Source organism: Curtobacterium sp. MCPF17_002, assembly GCF_003234115.2.
In the GTDB taxonomy this organism is placed as follows: domain Bacteria; phylum Actinomycetota; class Actinomycetes; order Actinomycetales; family Microbacteriaceae; genus Curtobacterium.
Map to the genome: position 1 here is coordinate 1,698,986 of NZ_CP126251.1, position 15,232 is coordinate 1,714,217.

Sequence of the window (15,232 nt, forward strand, 5' to 3'; positions counted from 1 at the left end):
CCGAGCACTTCCCGTCACCGCGCGGGTCTGGGACGATGGGCGCGACACGGACGACGGCGCCCGTGCACCACCGCGAGGAGACCACCATGTCCGTCCGCCTCAACCCCTACATCGGTTTCCGTGACCGGGCCCGCGAAGCCCTCGGCTTCTACCAGTCGGTCTTCCACGGCGAGGTCACCCTCAGCACCTTCGGTGAGGCCGGCATGGCGCAGGACCCCGTCGACGCCGAGAAGGTCATGCACGGTCAGCTCGAGGGCGAGAACGGGCTGCTGCTGATGGTGTCGGACGCCCCCACCGGCATGGAGTCGCCCGAGGTGAGCAACATCTCGATCTCCCTGAGCGGGGACGACGAGGACGCGCTCACCCGCTACTGGAACGGCCTCGCCGAGGGGGCATCGATCATCGAACCCCTGACGAAGGCGCCGTGGGGCGACACCTTCGGCATGCTCACCGACCGGCTCGGCGTCACCTGGCTGGTGAACATCACCGGTGACACCAGTGGTGACGTCACGGGCGACGCCAGTGGCAACGTCACCGGCGACGTCAGCGGCGCGGCGGGCTGATCGCGTCCACCGGCGCACTCGCCGGCACGGGCCACCGCGGCACCCAGCACCGGACCCGGGCGGCGTACCGGCGGAAGTCGTCGCCGAACCGGTGTTCCAGGTCGGCCTCCTCGAGTGGGCGCACGACGCAGTTCCAGACGATCGAACCGGCGAGCGCGTAGACGACCACCATCCACGACGAGAACAGGAGTCCGACCGCCACGCCCTGCGCGATCCCGGCGAGGGCCATCGGGTTCCGCACGGAACGGTAGGGGCCGGCGACGACGAGCCGGTTCGTCATCGCCGACGGCAGCGGTGTGCCGGCGCCCTGTGTCGACATGGTCGCCGCGGCCGCGATCCCGAGGGCGCTCGCCGTGACGAGGACGACCGCCCCGACGATGACGGCGGCGAGCACGACGGCCTTGGGCCACGGCGGGTGCAGCTCCCACCGGTGTTCGGCGAACGCGATGACGAGCGGGACCACGCCGAGCAGCAGCCCCCAGAAGACGACGATCTGCACGACGGTGGCGCGCACGTGCCGTCGTCGGGTCGCGGACGGATCGGCGGTCCGGAACCGCAGCGGACCCGACGTCACCCACTCGGTCGGCAGCCTTCCGAGCAGCACGAGCGCCAGCGCGAGTGACGACCCCACGGCCGCGCCGATCATCACGAGGACCCCGGCGCCGGCTTCGGTCGTGACGGTCGCCCAGACGGCCAGGCCCGTCATGACGAGTGCGGTCCAGACCGTCGTCACCACGGCTGCGCTCCGCAGACCGGCGGCGGCGAGGGCGGACGCGAGCACGAACAGCGGCACGTCGAACGCGGCGACCAGGACGGCGTCCAGCGACCCGAGGGTCGCGGTCCGCACCCCCGGGACCGTGAACACCGCGACCCACCAGGCCGCTCCGCCGAGGGCCTGCACCGCGAAGGAGAGCCGACCCCAGGACACGCGTGCACGCTAGCAGTGCGTGACGCGACCCCCTGCATGCCTGGAGGCGCGGTGCCAGCTGGCACCGCGCCTCCAGGCAGTGAAGAAGGGAACGTCCAGATCGACTAGTGACTGTTGATCTGGCCCAGCCAGCGTCCGAAGGACGGTGTGACGTCGTCGTGCAGGCTCGTGAGGACCGGTGCCGGCAGGCAGGTGCGGTCGTCGTCGATGCCGGCGCTCTTGTGGAGGTCGAGGCTCATGGTGTGCTCCTTCGCATTCGGTGCACAGTTCGACACCGAGCGGGCCCGTTCCATTCCCACACGGCGCGGCGGATCACGACGTCAGCGTCCCGCCGACGCGCCCTGCGCCCTCGTCCAGGTGCCGGTAGTTCGCTCGTGGGCATGAGCGACGACGAGAAGCAGACCCGCGACGACTTCGCCGACGCGGTGAACATGACCGCCTCGGAGCTCCGGCACTGGCTCGACACGGACGAGTCGAAGGAGGTCGGGCAGAAGCCGTCCGGCGGCGGGGAGTCGACCGGACACGAGAGCGGCCGGCACATCATCCGGATCCTCGAGGAGAAGCAGGGCGATCACACCGACGCCGACTACGCGCACATGCGGAAGGTCGTCGGGTACGTCGCGCGGCACTCGAAGCAGCGGCCGAAGGGGGACGTGCACGACACCCCGTGGCGGTGGTCCCTCATGAACTGGGGGCACGACCCGGAGAAGCACTGACCGGGTCGGGCAGAATGGGTCCGTGAACGAAACGGGCATGCCGCGCTTCCGACGGATCTGGTCCACCGTGCAGGTGGGCGTCCTCGCCGTCGCCGTCGGGTTCTGCATCGTGATGCTCGTGATCGGGCAGGGCAAGCTCGACCGCGTCTACGCCGTCGCCGCCGTGTTCTTCGGGCTCGCGCTCGTCGGGCACAGCACCTACCTCTGGCTCGTCAACCGCACCGGCCGCGGCAGGTCCTGACCGGCCGCCGCGCGGTCGCGGCTCGCTCGCTCGACCGGCTTCTGCGTCGTCAGGGTCGGTACGCGATGCAGAGCACCGTCACGTCGTCCGGGTGCTCGCCCCGCCCGGCGAGTTCGGCGATGCCGTCGACGAGCTGATGTGGGTCGGTCCGGGCCGCGACCCACGCCTCGAAGCGGTCGAGGGAGTCGAGGTCGCCACCGAACAGGTCGAGCACCCCGTCGCTCACACTGACGATGACGTCGCCGGGCGCCAGGTCGGTGGTCTCGCTCGTCCAGCTCGACCCGACCCCGATCGGCAGGTGACCGGAGCGCAGCGAACGGACCGATCCGTCCGCGGTCCGCAGGAGGGTGAGGCCGTGGCCGGCGTCCACCCACCGGGCATGCCCGTCGGCGTCCACCCGGACGTGGAAGCACGTCGTGAACTGGCCGCTCGTGAGGTCGGACGACCCGGTCGCCAGCCCGGCCGCGGCACGTCGGATCGCGACGGCGGGGTCCGGTTCGTCCACGGTGCTGCGGATGACGGACCGGACGGCCGCGGCGATCATCCCGGCGCCGACGCCCTTGCCCATCACGTCGCCGAGGGTGAAGGCCGCCCCGCCGGGAGTCGGGAACCAGTCGTAGAAGTCGCCACCGACGGCACGTGCCGGGATGCACACGCCGAGCGCGCGGAGCTCGTCGGGGAGCCCGGCGGTGGTCGTCGGGAGGAGCGACTGCTGCACGAGGACGGCACGGTCGATCTCACCTTCGGCGACCCGGCGCCGTCGTTGCGCGTCGTCGAGACGGAGTCCGGCCTGTCGCGCGAGCTCGTTGGTGACGGCGGCGGTCGCGGCGTACACGGTCACCGCGAAGGCCAGCCGGATCAGTTCGGTCGGACGGGGCTCGGTGGGCGCGAGGACGTACGGGAGGAGCAGGGTGGCGCACGTGCCGATGAGCGGGTACACGATGTGCCGTCGCCCAGGCCACGCGGCGATCCAGATGACCGGCAGCACGACGATCGCCAGGAAGACCGAGCGCTCGTCGCCGGTGCCGAACCGGAGCAGACCGACGGCCAGGAAGTCGACCGCGGGGACGAGCAGCTCGGCGCGGGCCACCGCGGGCCACCGTGCCATCACGGCGGCGACGAGGAGTCCGGCGACGGCCAGTCCGACACCGGTCCACATGGCGACGGGGTCGCTGACGACGAGCCAGGGGAGCAGGGTGCTGCACAGTGCCGCCGCGACGACCAGCGCGGCCACCACCGACTGCTTCGCGAGCGGTGCCCACGAGGTCCGGAGCCGGGCGAGCACGATGGGTCCGGTGTCGTCCCGGACGCTCACCGTCCAGGACGCGGTCCTCGTGGTCTGGCCGGCGGCGCTCGTCATCAGGTTGAGTCAACCGGGTCAGCGGTGCCAGGGCAACTCCGGGTCGCGAGTCGTCGCGAGTGATCGCGAGTGATCGCGCGTCGTCGCGCGTCGTCGCGCGTCGTCGCGCGGAAGTCGCTACTCGGCGAACCGGACGGCGAGCGGCACGAGCAGTCCCGCCACCCAGACGAGCACCATGAGGAGCGCCCCGGCCGCGATGATGCGCCGGCGGCGACGGAGCTTCGGGCTCCGCTCCTCGCCCCACATCTGCGCCCGCACGAGCACGCGGTTCGCCTGCTCGACGACCTTCCGGACCTCGGGGTCGTCGAGCTCGAGCACCCCGGCCCGGGCGTGCTCGGCGATGACCGTTGCCTCGTCCACGGTGAGGTCGTCCTTGCGCATGCACCCATGCTCCCACGCGGAGCCCGGCGCGGACAGGTCCTGCGGGGTACGCCGACCTGGACGGCGACGGAGGCGCAGCGCGTACCGATGAGGACATGGCACATCGGTTCCGCGGGAAGATCGTCGTCGTCACCGGAGCATCGAGCGGCATCGGGAGGGCCGCCGCGCACGAGTTCGCCCGACAGGGCGCGACGCTCGTGCTGGCCGCACGCAGTCACGACAGCCTCGAGGCCGCCGCCGCCGAGTGCCGGAAGCTCGGCGCCGAGGCGATCGCGATCCCCACGGACGTCTCCGACGAGCACCAGGTGAAGGACCTCATCGCCACCACGACGAGCCGCTTCGGCCGCATCGACGTCTTCGTCGGGAACGCCGCCCTCTTCGTCTACGGGTTGTTCGAGCAGACCCCCACCGAGGCGTTCAAGCGCGTCGTCGACACCAACCTGTACGGGCACCTCAACGCGATCACGCACCTGCTGCCGCACTGGAAGCAGCGCGGGACGGGCACCTACGTGCTCGTCGGCTCGATCCAGTCCCTGCTCTCGGCGCCGTACCAGTCGGCGTACGTGACGAGCAAGCACGCCGCCCTCGGCCTGGTCGACGTCCTCGGCGACGAGTTCGCCGGCACCGGCATCCGCTTCACCGCCCTGCTGCCGTCGACGATCGACACCCCGATCTACCAGAACGGCGCCAACTACACCGGCAAGGGCTCGCACCCGCTGCCGCCGACGGTGTCGGTCGAGCGTGCCGGTCGAGCGGTCGTGCAGGCCGCGCTGCACCCGAAGCGCTACCGGTTCGTCGGACGCATCCAGGCGTCCCTCGTGCCGCTGCAGTACGTGTTCCCCGGCCTGTTCCACAAGATCACGAAGCCGATGGTGGAGACGTTCGCCCTGCGGGGGAAGCAGGCGCCGAACGACGGGAACCTCTACGCTCCGGCGGACGCTGCGAACGCCACGAACGGCGGCTGGGTCGCGAAGCGACGGCGCGTCACGCGGCCCCTGGTGTGGGCCGGTGCCCTCGCCGCGGTCGCGGCCGTCGTCCTGAACCGACGCCGCTGAGCGGGCTCAGAAGAGCTTCGCGCTCGCTCGCCGCGCGCCCTCGCCGAGCGACTCGAGCTTCGCCGCGGCGATGTGCGGGTGGATGCGCCCGCCGAGGCCGCAGTCCGTGCCGGCGATGACGCGCTCCCGGCCGACGACCGAGGCGAACCGTTCGATGCGCTGGGCGACGAGGTCGGGGTGCTCGACCACGTTCGTGGCGTGGCCGACGACGCCGGGCACGATGACCTTGCCGTCGGGGAGCGCGACGTCCTGCCAGACCGTCCACTCGTGCTCGTGGCGGGCGTTCGCGGCCTCGAACGAGTACGCGCCGGCGTCGATGTCGAGCATGAGGTCGACGATGTGGCGGAGCTCGATGTCGGTGGTGTGCGGACCGTGCCACGATCCCCAGCAGAGGTGGAAGCGGACGCGGCTGGTGTCGAGGCCCTCGAGCGCGTGGTTCAGGGCCTCGACACGGATCCGCGTGAAGGCTCGGTAGTCCTCGATGCTCGGCTCGGGGTTGATCTGGTCCCAGTTCTCGGCGATCGAGGGGTCGTCGATCTGCAGCACGAGGCCGGCGTCGAGGATGGTGCGGTACTCCTCACGGAGGGCGTCGGCCCACGCCCAGATGTGCTCCTCGTCGCTCGCGTAGTACTCGTTCGCGATGCGGGCGGCGGAACCGGGGGAGAGCGCCGTGATGAAGCCGTTGTCGGCGCCGGCGGCCTCGACCGCGTGCTTGAGGTTGGCGGCATCGGTGACGGCGGCGTCGTGGCCGGTGTAGACGATCGGACCGGTGGTGGTCGGGAAGGCGGTGGCGTTCTTGCCGGTGCCGATGCCGGACTCCGGGTCGGTGTACGCGTCGCGGAAGGTGGTCCAGTCGCGGCGGTCCGGGAAGCTCGTGAGCTGCACGTTGCCGGGGCTCGAGCGGACCGGCTCCTGCGAGAAGATGTCCTCGTCGGTCAGGCTGAGGCCGCTGACGCGCTGGAACGAGTAGCCCCACCACGCGCCGTAGTCGACCGAGTTCGACATCGCCTTGCCGAACTCGCCGTCGCCGGGCTGTGTGATGCCGAGGGCGGTCTGGCGGGCGACGACGTCGTCGACCGCCGTGCTCGTGCGGGCACGGACCTCGTCGGTGGTCTCGAGCGTGAAGCCGTCCGCGGCGACGCGGCGCGCGGCGTTCGCGGCGATGAGCTCGGGGGTTCGGGGGAGCGACCCGGCCGTGGTGGCCTGGACGCGGTCGGTGTTCTCGAAGGACATGCGGCTGCCTTTCCTCGGGGCCGTCGGGAGGCGGGGCGGACCGCCACCATCGCCATGCTGCCACGGGGCGGGGATCCTCGACGCAGAACGACATCCCCGTCGTCGGACGACGACGGGGATGTCGTTCGGGGTCAGCGGCAGCGGCGCGCAGCCGCAGCCGTCTACGCCGCCGACACCGTCTCGTCGACCCGGAGCACCGGGGCGATGGTGCCCGTGCGGGCACCCTCGTACGCCGCCAGGATCATGCCGAGCACGGCGATGCCCTCCCGCTCGGTGTGGATCGGGCGCGTGCCGTCGCGGAGGCACACGCCGAACGCCTCGATCTCGGCGGCGAACGTGTCCACCTCGGCGAAGGTGACGGTCTCGCTGGTGCCGTCCCGGAGGTCCCACCGGAGCGTCGTGCCGTCGCTCGTCAGTGCACCGAGCTCGCCGACCGCGCTGAACCGCTCCGTCCCGGCCGCGGGCTCGTACGCCCAGCTGGTGACGAGCTGCCCCACGGCACCGTTGTCGAACCGGAAGAGGGCCTGCGCCGAGTCCTCGCCCTCCATGAAGTGCAGTCGGTGGGTGGACAGCATCGCCGTCGCCTGCACCGGGACCCCGCCGGCGAGGTGCATGAGGAGGTAGCTCGGGTGGTAGCCGGTGTCGATGAGCTCCCCGCCGCCGCTCTGCGACGCGTGTGCGCGCCACCCCATGTTCGACGGGTCGAACTCGTTCCGGAAGCTGTCCGTCGTGCGGACCTCGTACACGGTGCCGAGCGCTCCGGAGTCGATGAGCTCCTTCGCCTTCGCGACCGCCGGCATGAACAGCTGGTTGTGGGCGCACATCAGGGTGATGCCGGCCTCGGCGACGGCGGCCTGGACGTCGCGGGCCTCGTCCGGGCTCAGGCAGAGCGGCTTCTCGCACAGGACGTGCTTGCCGGCGCGGGCCGCCGCGACGATCGCGTCCCGGTGCAGGTGGTGCGGTAGGCAGATGTCGACGGCGTCGACGTCGTCGCGCTCGAGCAGCTCGCGGTAGTCCGTGAATGACGGCACGCCGAGCTCGGCGCCGCGGGCCTCGGCGGTCGCCGGGACGGCGTCGGCCACGGCGCTGATGCGGATGAGGTCGGCGTGCTGCGCGTAGCCGGCGATGTGGACGGTCGCGATCCCGCCGCCGCCGATGAGGCCGACGCGGATGGTGTCAGTGGGCATGGTGCGTACTCCTGCTGGTGTGGTCCTGCGGATGGTCGTGTGTCTGTGGTGTTCAGGCCCGGACGGGCTCGCGTGCCGCGTCGTTCGCGGCGACCACGAGTCGGGTGAGCTCGACGGCCCGGGCGAGGTTGTCGTCGGCGCGCGTGCCGGCGGTGATGTGGTCCACCCACTGACCGAACGCGTCCTGGGAGTCCTCCGGGACCTGCAGCTCGACCGTCTCGTCGCCGTAGGCCGGTCCGCCGGCGGTGAGCCGCGCCTCCAGGTCGGAGTAGGCGAGCCATCCGCCGGTCCCGGCGATGTCGATCGTGAAGGGGGTCCCCGCGACGAACCCGGCCTCGATGACCCCGATGGCCTGCGAGGGGTAGCCGACGGTGACGACCGCGTGGTCCTCGACCGCGCGCCCGGTGAGCGAGCGGTACACGGCCCCGACGGTGTCGGGGTGGGCGCCGAGGAACAACTGGGTCAGGTAGACGGGGTGGCAACCGAGGTCGGTGAGTGCGCCGCCGATCGCGGTCTCCGGGTCGAAGAACCGCTCCGGCAGCCACGGTGCGACGGCGCCGTCGTGCGACAGCCGGACACGGGAGTACGTGACGTCGCCGAGCCGTCCGGCGTCGAGCTCGCGCCGGATCGCGGCGGTGTACCCGTGGTAGAGCCGGGGGAGCGAGACGATCAGCGCGACACCCGCTGCGTCGCAGGCCGCGATGACCTCGTCGCACTCCTCGACCGTGGGGGCGAGGAGCTTCTCGGTGAACACGTGCTTGCCGGCCTTCGCCGCACGGACGATGACGTCGCGGTGCACGTCGGTCGAGGTGGTGATCGTCACCGCGTCGACGTCGTCACGGGCGAGCAGGGCGTCGAGGTCGTCGGTGTACGGGACGCCGAAGCGCTCGGCGCCCTCGCGGCCGCGCTGCTCGTCGTCGTCCCAGACCGCCACGAGCTCGGTGCCCGGGTGGTCGACGGTCTGCTGCGCGTAGTCGCCGGCGTGGACGTGCCAGAAGCCGAGGACCGCGACGCGGAGGGGGGTGGTGGACATGGGGACCTTCCTGGTGGGGGACGGAGTGTGGGCGGGCGACGGCCGACTGGTCAGCAGGCCGGCTGGTCAGCAGGCCTGCCGGTCAGCAGGCCTGCCGGTCAGATCTGGACCTTGTCGTAGTCCTTCGGCAGCTTGAACGGGAGTACGTCTGCATCATCGGGTCGACGCGGTTCTGCGCCCGCTCGACCGCCTCCTGCGGGCTCGCGGTCCCGAGCAGCACGCTGGACCGTGCATCGGCGAGGGAGTCCCACCACGCGCCACCGACCGGCAGCGGCGGACGGCAGGTCGACGCCGCCATTGACTCGACGAAGAAGCGGATCGACTTCGCGGACCCCTTCGGGTCCTTCAGGGCGGAGATGTTCGACGGCACGCTGGTCGCCGGCACCATGTAGGTCTCCTGGCCGCGCTTGCTCGTGAAGTACTTCATGACCTCCCACACCGCACGGTTCTTCTTCGAACCCTTCGGCATGCACAGCGCGAAGCCACCCGACCACGTGTACTTGTCGTCGCCCTCGTGCTGCGTCGGCAGGTACGCGGTGCCCCAGTCGAGGTCCTTCGGTCCGAAGTTGTCGAACGTCTGGATGGTCGACGGCACGCTCACCATGAACGCCATCCGGTCCGCCATGAACGCGGTCTGCCCCGGCGGGTGTCCCGTCGGCTCGTACGTCGCGATGAACGTGTCCGCCGCCTTGTAGCCGTACCGGCCCGCCCAGTCCTCGTAGAACTCGAAGACGCTGCGGACGCTCTTCGAGTCCATCGTCATCCGGGAGTCCTGCTGGTCGAAGTACGACGCCCCGAGCCCGAGGCCCCAGGTGAACGGCCACCCCTCGCCGTACCAGGGCAGGAGCCCCATGTGCGTGTAGTCCCCGCCGGACTTCTTCGTGATGCGCTCGCTGACCTCCCACACCCGGTCGAAGGTCGCCGGCCCGTTGTGCTCCCAGTCGAACTCGTCCGGGTCTACCCCGGCACCCTGCAGCATCTTCCGGTTCACGAACATGCCGCGGGCGTCGGTGTCGTGGGGGAGCCCGTACGTCTTCCCCTCGTAGGTGACCTCACCGATCGTGAAGCCGAGCCACTGCGCGAGGAACTCCTCCTTCGACTGGTCCTCGAACTCCTCGATGAGGTCGTCGATCGGCTCGATCAGCCCGATGGCCGCGTACTGGGCGGCACTGAACCGGTCGAGGAGCCAGAGGTCTGGAGCCGTGCCACCCCGCACCGCCGTGATGATGCTCGTCGCGTCGCCCGTACCCTGCGACGGCACCACGTTCACCTTCACGTCGATGTCCGGGTGGAGCGCCGTGAACTGCTTGATCACCTTCGTCTGGAAGGGCACGAACGTCCCCGTGACGCCCCACAGCGTGACCTGGTTCGGGTCACCGCCGCCGGCACGGGAACCCGAGGCGCAGGAGGCCGCGAGCAACGCGAGCGCTCCCGCCCCACCGGTCGCCGCGGCACCGCGGAGGAACGTGCGACGGTCGAATGCGCTGCTCATTTGAAGCTCCCGATCTGGACGCCCTTGATGAACGTCCGCTGGAACACGAAGAACAGGACGACCAGCGGCAGGATGATGAGCACCGACGCCGCCATCAGCTGGTTGAACTGGAAGTCCTGCGAGTTGCTGAGGCGGAACACCTGCAGACCGATCGACAGCGTCTGCACGTTCTGGTCCTGCAGGTAGATGAGGGGCCCCAGGAAGTCGTTCCACGCGCCCACCGCCGCGAAGATCCCCACCGTGACGAGTGCCGCCCGCGCCTGCGGGAACACGATCCGCCAGAGGATCCCCCACTCGGACGCACCGTCCATCCGCGCCGCGTTGAGCAGGTCCTTCGGGACCTGCAACAGGAACTGCCGCAACAGGAACACGTAGAACGCCGACCCGAACAGGCTCGGGACGATGAGGGGCAGGAACGTGTTGATCCACCCGAGGCGCGCGTACAGGTCGAACATCGGGATGAGGGTCACCGGGAACGGGATGAACAGCGTCGCCAGGACCACGTAGAACAGGCGATCCCGCCCGCGCCACTCGAGGCACGCGAACCCGTACGCGATGACGAGGTTCGACACCATCGAGAACACGGTCACGCAGACGGTGATGATCAGCGTGTTCCGGAAGAACGTGAAGAACGGCATCGCGTTCACCGCCTGGCCGAAGTTCGACCAGTCCAGCCAGTGCGGGAACCACGTGGGCGGGAAGGCGCCGAGCTCCGAGTTGCCCTTCAGCGCCGAGATGACCATCCAGTAGATGGGCACGAGGAACAGCAGGCACATCGCGATGAGCACCACGCGGGCGATCACGGACGACCACGGCGAACGGATGGACCCGTCGGCGTTGCGGGAGCGCTCGCCGCGTCGGTCGCGACGACGGCTCGGCCGGACGGTCTCGACGGAGGCGGTGACGGTGGGGGCGGACTTCGTGTGCAGGCTCATCGGGTCACTCTCCGGTCACGTCGTAGTTCACGAACCGCTTGGACAGCCAGTACACGAGCCCCGAGAGGAGCATGCCGGCGAGGAACAGCAGCACCGCCATCGCGCTCGCGAACCCCAGTTGGGCGTAGCTGAAGGCGTTCTTGTAGAGGTAGAGCATGTAGAACAACGTCCCGTTGTCCGGGCTGCCGAGGCCGCCGGTGCCGGACGAGATGACGTACGCCTCGGTGAAGACCTGCAGGCCGTTGCTGATGCCGGTGATGAGGTTGAACAGGATCACCGGGGACAGCAGCGGGAGGGTCAGGGCGAAGAACTGCCGGACCGGCCCGGCCCCGTCGACGCGGGCGGCTTCGTACAGGGTCTTCGGGATCCCGCGCAGTCCGGCGAGGAAGATCAGCGCCGCGTTGCCCGCACCCATCTGCGCCAGCGCGACGATGACGAGCTTCGCCGTGGTCGGGTCGCCGAGCAGGTTCGTCGCCGGGATGCCGACGAGCTTCATGACCTGGTTCACGATGCCGGTCTGGGGGTTGACGAGCACCACGAAGATGAACGCGAGGGCGAACGTCGGGATGAGCGACGGGATGTACAGCGCCGTCCGGTACCAGCCGATCTCACGGACGTCCTGGTTCATCGCGATGGCGATGACGATGGCGACGACGATCCCGACCGGCACGGCGATCGCCGCGAAGAACAGCGTGTTGCCGACCGCGGTGTGCACGAGCGGGTCGATGAACGCGGCGACGTAGTTGCCGAGGCCGACCCAGGTGGCCGCGTTCATCCCGGAGTAGCGGGTGAGGCTGATCGCGAACGAGTACACGAGCGGGTACCCGATGAAGACGAGCGCGCCGATGATCCAGGGCGAGATGAACGCGAGGCCGACCCGCAGCCGGCGCTTCTCGGCGATGGTCCACGGATGCTTCTCGCGTGGGCGGCGTCTCCGTGCGGGGAGCGTCGCTCCGTGCTCGTGGACGGTCGGTGCTGCTGCGGTTCCGGATCGTGTCGTCGTCGTCACGAGCGTCCCTTCGGGTCGTGGCCACCCCGATGTGGCCGAGATCGATTCAATCAAATTGATTGATGAAAACCGAGGTGGTGCGATGCTAAGGAGCATGGACGAGTCGCGTCAACCACCAGCGCACCCCGTGTTGCACCGCGGAACGGCCAGCCCGCAGCGCGGAACGAACAGCGCACGGGTCGGGACGCTCAACCGCGCGCTCGTCCTCGACGTCGTCCGACGGCACGGCCCGGTCGCCCGGACCACCATCGCCACCACCACCGGGCTCACCGCGCAGACGGTCTCCAACATCGCGGCGCGGTTGCTGCAGGAGGGGCTGCTCCGCGAAGCCCGCGGACCCGCGCACGAACCGCAACGGCTCCTCGGCATCGCCCCGGACGCGCGGTACGCGGTGGGCCTCCACCTCGACCCCGCTCGCGTCGTCGCCGTGCTCGTCGACCTGGCCGGGACGGTCCTCGCGTCGGAGTCGCTCGACGCCGGTGCACTGCAGGGTCCGGACGAGGTCCTCGATGCCATGGCCGCGATGACCGAACGGCTCCTCGCGGCGCGTCCGGCGGAGGTGCGCGACCGGCTCCTCGGCATCGGGGTCGCCGCCCCCGGGCCGCTCGACCCCGCGCACGCGGTGCTCGCCGCCCCCGTGCAGCTGCCGGGGTGGGCGGGGATGCCCGTCGCGGACGAGCTCGGCCGACGCACGGGCCTCGCCGTCGTGCTCGAGAAGGACGGCGTCGCGGCCGGCCTCGGCGAGGCGTGGACGACCACGAACACGACCGGCATCATCACGGTCACGCTCGGACACGGCATCAGCGCGGCGGTCATCGCCGAGGGGCGGGTGGTCCGCGGTGCCACCGGCAACGCGGGCGAGTTCGGCGGGATGCCGGTGCAGGCGCACGGCCGCTGGACCGCCGTGTGGGAGGCGTGCCAGCCCCTGCAGCAGGTCGAGCGGGCGATCGCCGCGGGCGTCCTGCCGGCCGCCACCCCCACCGGTTGCCCCGCTGACGTCCGGACGGCCTACGAGGCCCTCTGCGCCATGCCCGAGGGAGCGCCGCTCGTCGAGGCCGGCGGCACCGCCCTCGGTTCGGCGCTCGCCCACGTCGTCGAACTCCTCGACGTCACGGACGTCGTCGTCGGCGGCAGTTCGGCGATCGCCGGCGGCGCGGTGTTCCTCGACGCGGTCCGGGCCGGCCTCGCCGATCGGCTCCCGGGACCGTCGCGCACCGCTGTCAGCGGGACGGCGTACGGCGAGGCCGCCGTGGCCCGAGGGGCCGCCTGCGCCGTCCTCGCGTCCGCCCTCGACGCGGCGCCGGCGTCGCGCCCGGAACCCGTCCGCGCGGTCGCGGGACGCAGCCCGCGTGCCCGCAGCATCGCCCACCCGTGGTGAGTGACGCAGTGGTCCGACACCGGCCTGGAGGCGCGGTGCGCGTCCGACCCGCACCGCGCCTCCAGGCCGGGGTCCGGTCCACCCCGTGACGCGCGGCGACGGGACCCGGTCGCGTCCGCCCGTGTCGCGGGACGCGCCTCGACGGGACACGGTCGCGTCCGCCCTGTCGCGTGACGTCCCGAGACGGTGACCGTCGCGGCGGCGCCGCCCGACGACGTACCGTCGTCACATGAGCACGACGACGCCGACCGCACCGTCCTTCGAAGCCGACTGGACCGCGTGGCACGACGCGCACGAGCGGGCCCGGGCGAGTGAGCACGGCTTCCTCGCGATCACGAGCATCCGGTGGTTGACCGGCACGTCCGAGCGGTTCGACGACGTTCCCGGGGCGTGGTCGACCTCCGAGGACGGCCCCGTCGTGCAGCTCGACGAGGGGGAGTCGATCGAGGTCGACGGCCTGCGCGTCACCGGTACGCACCGCTTCGGGCCGCTGCCGGAGCGGTCGAGCACCGCGGTCCTGTGGCAGGACGGGGACGAGTCCGTCGTCGTCGAGGTCGCCCGACGCGGCGGCAGCGACGTCATCCGGCCGCGGCACCCCTCGAACCCGACGCGGACGTCCTACACCGGCACGCCGTCGTACGCGCCGGACCCGGCGTTCGTCGTCGACGCCCACTTCGAGCCGTTCGACACCCCGCGCGAGGTGACCGTGGGCTCCGTCGTCGACGGGCTCCAGCACGTGTACGCGGCGCCGGGCGTGCTGACCTTCGACCTCGACGGGCCGCGGTCGCTGCTGGCGTTCAACGGGCACGGCGACGGGCTGCACGTGCTGTTCACCGACCGGACGAGCGGGGTGACGACGTACGCGGCGAACCGGAGCCTCGACATCGCGGCGCCGGACGCCTCCGGTGCGACGACGATCGACTTCAACCGGGCGACGAACCTGCCGTGCGCGTACACCGAGCACGCGACGTGCCCGCTGCCGCCGGCGGAGAACCGGCTCGAGGTGGCGGTCGAGGCGGGGGAGCGGCTGCCGGGCTGAGGTGGGTGGGGGCTCGCCGGCTCCTCCAACTCGGAACGGGCTGCGGGGCTCTACCGACTCGGAACGACAACGCCGATGTCGCACGCCCTCGCCGTGCCGCAACCGGCCCGGTCAGAGCGCGGGCACCCGCACCCAGCCGCTCGTGGCGCACCACGCCACCGCGTCGAAGGTGAACACGCTGCCCATGCCCGGCTGGTCGAGCGTCCGCGAGACCGCCTCGCCGCGCAGGTCAGCGAGCAGGAGCGCACCGACCGCCCCGTGCGACACGATCGTCACGTCGCCGCCCGCGGTGAGCCGCCGCACCGCACGGACGATGCGATCCCGCGCGTCGACGGCCCGCTCCCACCCGCGCACCGACGTCTCGGGTGCGGCGAAGAACGCGTCGACGACCCCCTCGAACTCGTCGAGCGGCAGGTAGCCCGTCGCGCTGCGGTCGATCTCCCCGAGGGCCTCGTCGGTCTCCGGTGCGATGCCGACCGCCGACGCCAGGACCTCGGCGGTGTCGATCGCCTTCCGCTCCGTGCTCGACACGATCCGCCGGACTCCCGGATGCCAGGCGACGTCGACGGCCTGCGCTGCCCGGGCTCGGCCGTCGACCGACAGGCCCCACGACTCGATCGGTTCGGTGGGCGCCACGACGACCTCGGCGTGGGTCAGGAAGAACGAGACCATCTGGCGATCC

General features: G+C 71.2%; 17 protein-coding genes. 6 read left to right on the forward strand and 11 right to left on the reverse strand.

Features of this window, described 5'->3' with window-relative positions; translation table 11 throughout:
• Positions 1–86 precede the first annotated feature (86 nt).
• On the forward strand, positions 87–563 hold the full coding sequence (locus tag DEJ28_RS07995) for a VOC family protein (protein WP_111116315.1): 477 nt from the start codon (positions 87–89) through the stop codon (positions 561–563).
• Here the strand turns inward: DEJ28_RS07995 and DEJ28_RS08000 are convergent.
• Both DEJ28_RS08000 and DEJ28_RS08005 read right to left on the reverse strand, forming a co-directional pair.
• Positions 544–1,491, reverse strand: a complete 948-nt coding sequence (locus tag DEJ28_RS08000; protein ID WP_111116167.1) for a methyltransferase family protein — start codon at positions 1,489–1,491, stop codon at positions 544–546. The genes DEJ28_RS07995 and DEJ28_RS08000 overlap by 20 nt on opposite strands.
• Positions 1,492–1,595: 104 nt before the next feature.
• A complete protein-coding gene (locus DEJ28_RS08005) occupies positions 1,596–1,730 on the reverse strand; it encodes a hypothetical protein (protein WP_258368112.1) in 135 nt (44 codons plus the stop codon).
• Positions 1,731–1,871: 141 nt separating this feature from the next.
• Here DEJ28_RS08005 and DEJ28_RS08010 point away from each other — a divergent pair, with 141 nt between their 5' ends.
• Both DEJ28_RS08010 and DEJ28_RS08015 read left to right on the forward strand, forming a co-directional pair.
• Positions 1,872–2,207: a DUF3140 domain-containing protein gene (locus DEJ28_RS08010; RefSeq protein ID WP_181433759.1), complete on the forward strand. Its 336-nt coding sequence runs from the start codon at positions 1,872–1,874 to the stop codon at positions 2,205–2,207.
• Positions 2,208–2,229: 22 nt separating this feature from the next.
• Positions 2,230–2,448: a hypothetical protein gene (locus DEJ28_RS08015; RefSeq protein ID WP_146248872.1), complete on the forward strand. Its 219-nt coding sequence runs from the start codon at positions 2,230–2,232 to the stop codon at positions 2,446–2,448.
• Positions 2,449–2,497: 49 nt separating this feature from the next.
• Here DEJ28_RS08015 and DEJ28_RS08020 read toward each other — a convergent pair whose 3' ends face one another.
• Together DEJ28_RS08020 and DEJ28_RS08025 are read right to left on the reverse strand one after the other, a co-directional pair.
• Entirely contained in the window at positions 2,498–3,808 is a 1,311-nt protein-coding gene (locus DEJ28_RS08020) for a PP2C family protein-serine/threonine phosphatase (protein WP_111116159.1), read from the reverse strand.
• Positions 3,809–3,925: 117 nt separating this feature from the next.
• A complete protein-coding gene (locus DEJ28_RS08025) occupies positions 3,926–4,189 on the reverse strand; it encodes a hypothetical protein (protein WP_111116157.1) in 264 nt (87 codons plus the stop codon).
• 95 nt (positions 4,190–4,284) lie between these two features.
• On the opposite strand from DEJ28_RS08025, the gene DEJ28_RS08030 reads away from it, so the two are divergent.
• Positions 4,285–5,244 (forward strand): SDR family NAD(P)-dependent oxidoreductase, encoded by a 960-nt coding sequence (locus tag DEJ28_RS08030; protein WP_111116155.1) that lies wholly within the window; start codon positions 4,285–4,287, stop codon positions 5,242–5,244.
• 6 nt (positions 5,245–5,250) lie between these two features.
• On the opposite strand, the gene DEJ28_RS08035 is transcribed toward DEJ28_RS08030, so the two are convergent.
• The 6 genes from DEJ28_RS08035 to DEJ28_RS08060 form a co-directional block, all read right to left on the reverse strand.
• The gene (locus tag DEJ28_RS08035) at positions 5,251–6,477 is read right to left on the reverse strand and encodes a cobalamin-independent methionine synthase II family protein (RefSeq protein ID WP_111116153.1); all 1,227 of its coding nucleotides are present in this window, start codon (positions 6,475–6,477) and stop codon (positions 5,251–5,253) included.
• 161 nt (positions 6,478–6,638) lie between these two features.
• The gene (locus DEJ28_RS08040) at positions 6,639–7,664 is read right to left on the reverse strand and encodes a Gfo/Idh/MocA family protein (protein ID WP_111116151.1); all 1,026 of its coding nucleotides are present in this window, start codon (positions 7,662–7,664) and stop codon (positions 6,639–6,641) included.
• A gap of 52 nt (positions 7,665–7,716) precedes the next feature.
• Positions 7,717–8,697 (reverse strand): Gfo/Idh/MocA family protein, encoded by a 981-nt coding sequence (locus tag DEJ28_RS08045; RefSeq protein WP_111116149.1) that lies wholly within the window; start codon positions 8,695–8,697, stop codon positions 7,717–7,719.
• A gap of 82 nt (positions 8,698–8,779) precedes the next feature.
• The gene (locus DEJ28_RS08050; RefSeq protein ID WP_111116147.1) at positions 8,780–10,189 is read right to left on the reverse strand and encodes an ABC transporter substrate-binding protein; all 1,410 of its coding nucleotides are present in this window, start codon (positions 10,187–10,189) and stop codon (positions 8,780–8,782) included.
• The gene (locus tag DEJ28_RS08055; RefSeq protein WP_111116145.1) at positions 10,186–11,124 is read right to left on the reverse strand and encodes a carbohydrate ABC transporter permease; all 939 of its coding nucleotides are present in this window, start codon (positions 11,122–11,124) and stop codon (positions 10,186–10,188) included. Before DEJ28_RS08055 ends, DEJ28_RS08050 begins: the two co-directional genes overlap by 4 nt.
• A gap of 4 nt (positions 11,125–11,128) precedes the next feature.
• Entirely contained in the window at positions 11,129–12,133 is a 1,005-nt protein-coding gene (locus tag DEJ28_RS08060; protein ID WP_258368111.1) for a carbohydrate ABC transporter permease, read from the reverse strand.
• A gap of 94 nt (positions 12,134–12,227) precedes the next feature.
• On the opposite strand from DEJ28_RS08060, the gene DEJ28_RS08065 reads away from it, so the two are divergent.
• Together DEJ28_RS08065 and DEJ28_RS08070 are read left to right on the forward strand one after the other, a co-directional pair.
• A complete protein-coding gene (locus DEJ28_RS08065; RefSeq protein ID WP_181433758.1) occupies positions 12,228–13,511 on the forward strand; it encodes an ROK family protein in 1,284 nt (427 codons plus the stop codon).
• Positions 13,512–13,740: 229 nt separating this feature from the next.
• Positions 13,741–14,550, forward strand: coding sequence for a DUF1684 domain-containing protein (locus tag DEJ28_RS08070; RefSeq protein WP_111116141.1), 810 nt, complete (start codon positions 13,741–13,743; stop codon positions 14,548–14,550).
• A 111-nt stretch (positions 14,551–14,661) separates the two neighbouring features.
• Here the strand turns inward: DEJ28_RS08070 and DEJ28_RS08075 are convergent, their stop codons facing one another.
• The gene (locus DEJ28_RS08075) at positions 14,662–15,222 is read right to left on the reverse strand and encodes a histidine phosphatase family protein (protein WP_111116139.1); all 561 of its coding nucleotides are present in this window, start codon (positions 15,220–15,222) and stop codon (positions 14,662–14,664) included.
• Between the last annotated feature and the right edge of the window lie 10 nt (positions 15,223–15,232).

Bases quoted from the DNA above. Each gene is read 5' to 3' on its own strand.
- DEJ28_RS07995 (WP_111116315.1), top strand. From the start codon at position 87: ATGTCCGTCCGCCTCAACCCCTACATCGGTTTCCGTGACCGGGCCCGC.
- DEJ28_RS08005 (WP_258368112.1), bottom strand. From the start codon at position 1,730: ATGAGCCTCGACCTCCACAAGAGCGCCGGCATCGACGACGACCGCACC.
- DEJ28_RS08010 (WP_181433759.1), top strand. From the start codon at position 1,872: ATGAGCGACGACGAGAAGCAGACCCGCGACGACTTCGCCGACGCGGTG.
- DEJ28_RS08020 (WP_111116159.1), bottom strand. From the start codon at position 3,808: ATGACGAGCGCCGCCGGCCAGACCACGAGGACCGCGTCCTGGACGGTG.
- DEJ28_RS08025 (WP_111116157.1), bottom strand. From the start codon at position 4,189: ATGCGCAAGGACGACCTCACCGTGGACGAGGCAACGGTCATCGCCGAG.
- DEJ28_RS08030 (WP_111116155.1), top strand. From the start codon at position 4,285: ATGGCACATCGGTTCCGCGGGAAGATCGTCGTCGTCACCGGAGCATCG.
- DEJ28_RS08035 (WP_111116153.1), bottom strand. From the start codon at position 6,477: ATGTCCTTCGAGAACACCGACCGCGTCCAGGCCACCACGGCCGGGTCG.
- DEJ28_RS08040 (WP_111116151.1), bottom strand. From the start codon at position 7,664: ATGCCCACTGACACCATCCGCGTCGGCCTCATCGGCGGCGGCGGGATC.
- DEJ28_RS08045 (WP_111116149.1), bottom strand. From the start codon at position 8,697: ATGTCCACCACCCCCCTCCGCGTCGCGGTCCTCGGCTTCTGGCACGTC.
- DEJ28_RS08050 (WP_111116147.1), bottom strand. From the start codon at position 10,189: ATGAGCAGCGCATTCGACCGTCGCACGTTCCTCCGCGGTGCCGCGGCG.
- DEJ28_RS08055 (WP_111116145.1), bottom strand. From the start codon at position 11,124: ATGAGCCTGCACACGAAGTCCGCCCCCACCGTCACCGCCTCCGTCGAG.
- DEJ28_RS08065 (WP_181433758.1), top strand. From the start codon at position 12,228: ATGGACGAGTCGCGTCAACCACCAGCGCACCCCGTGTTGCACCGCGGA.
- DEJ28_RS08070 (WP_111116141.1), top strand. From the start codon at position 13,741: ATGAGCACGACGACGCCGACCGCACCGTCCTTCGAAGCCGACTGGACC.
- DEJ28_RS08075 (WP_111116139.1), bottom strand. From the start codon at position 15,222: ATGGTCTCGTTCTTCCTGACCCACGCCGAGGTCGTCGTGGCGCCCACC.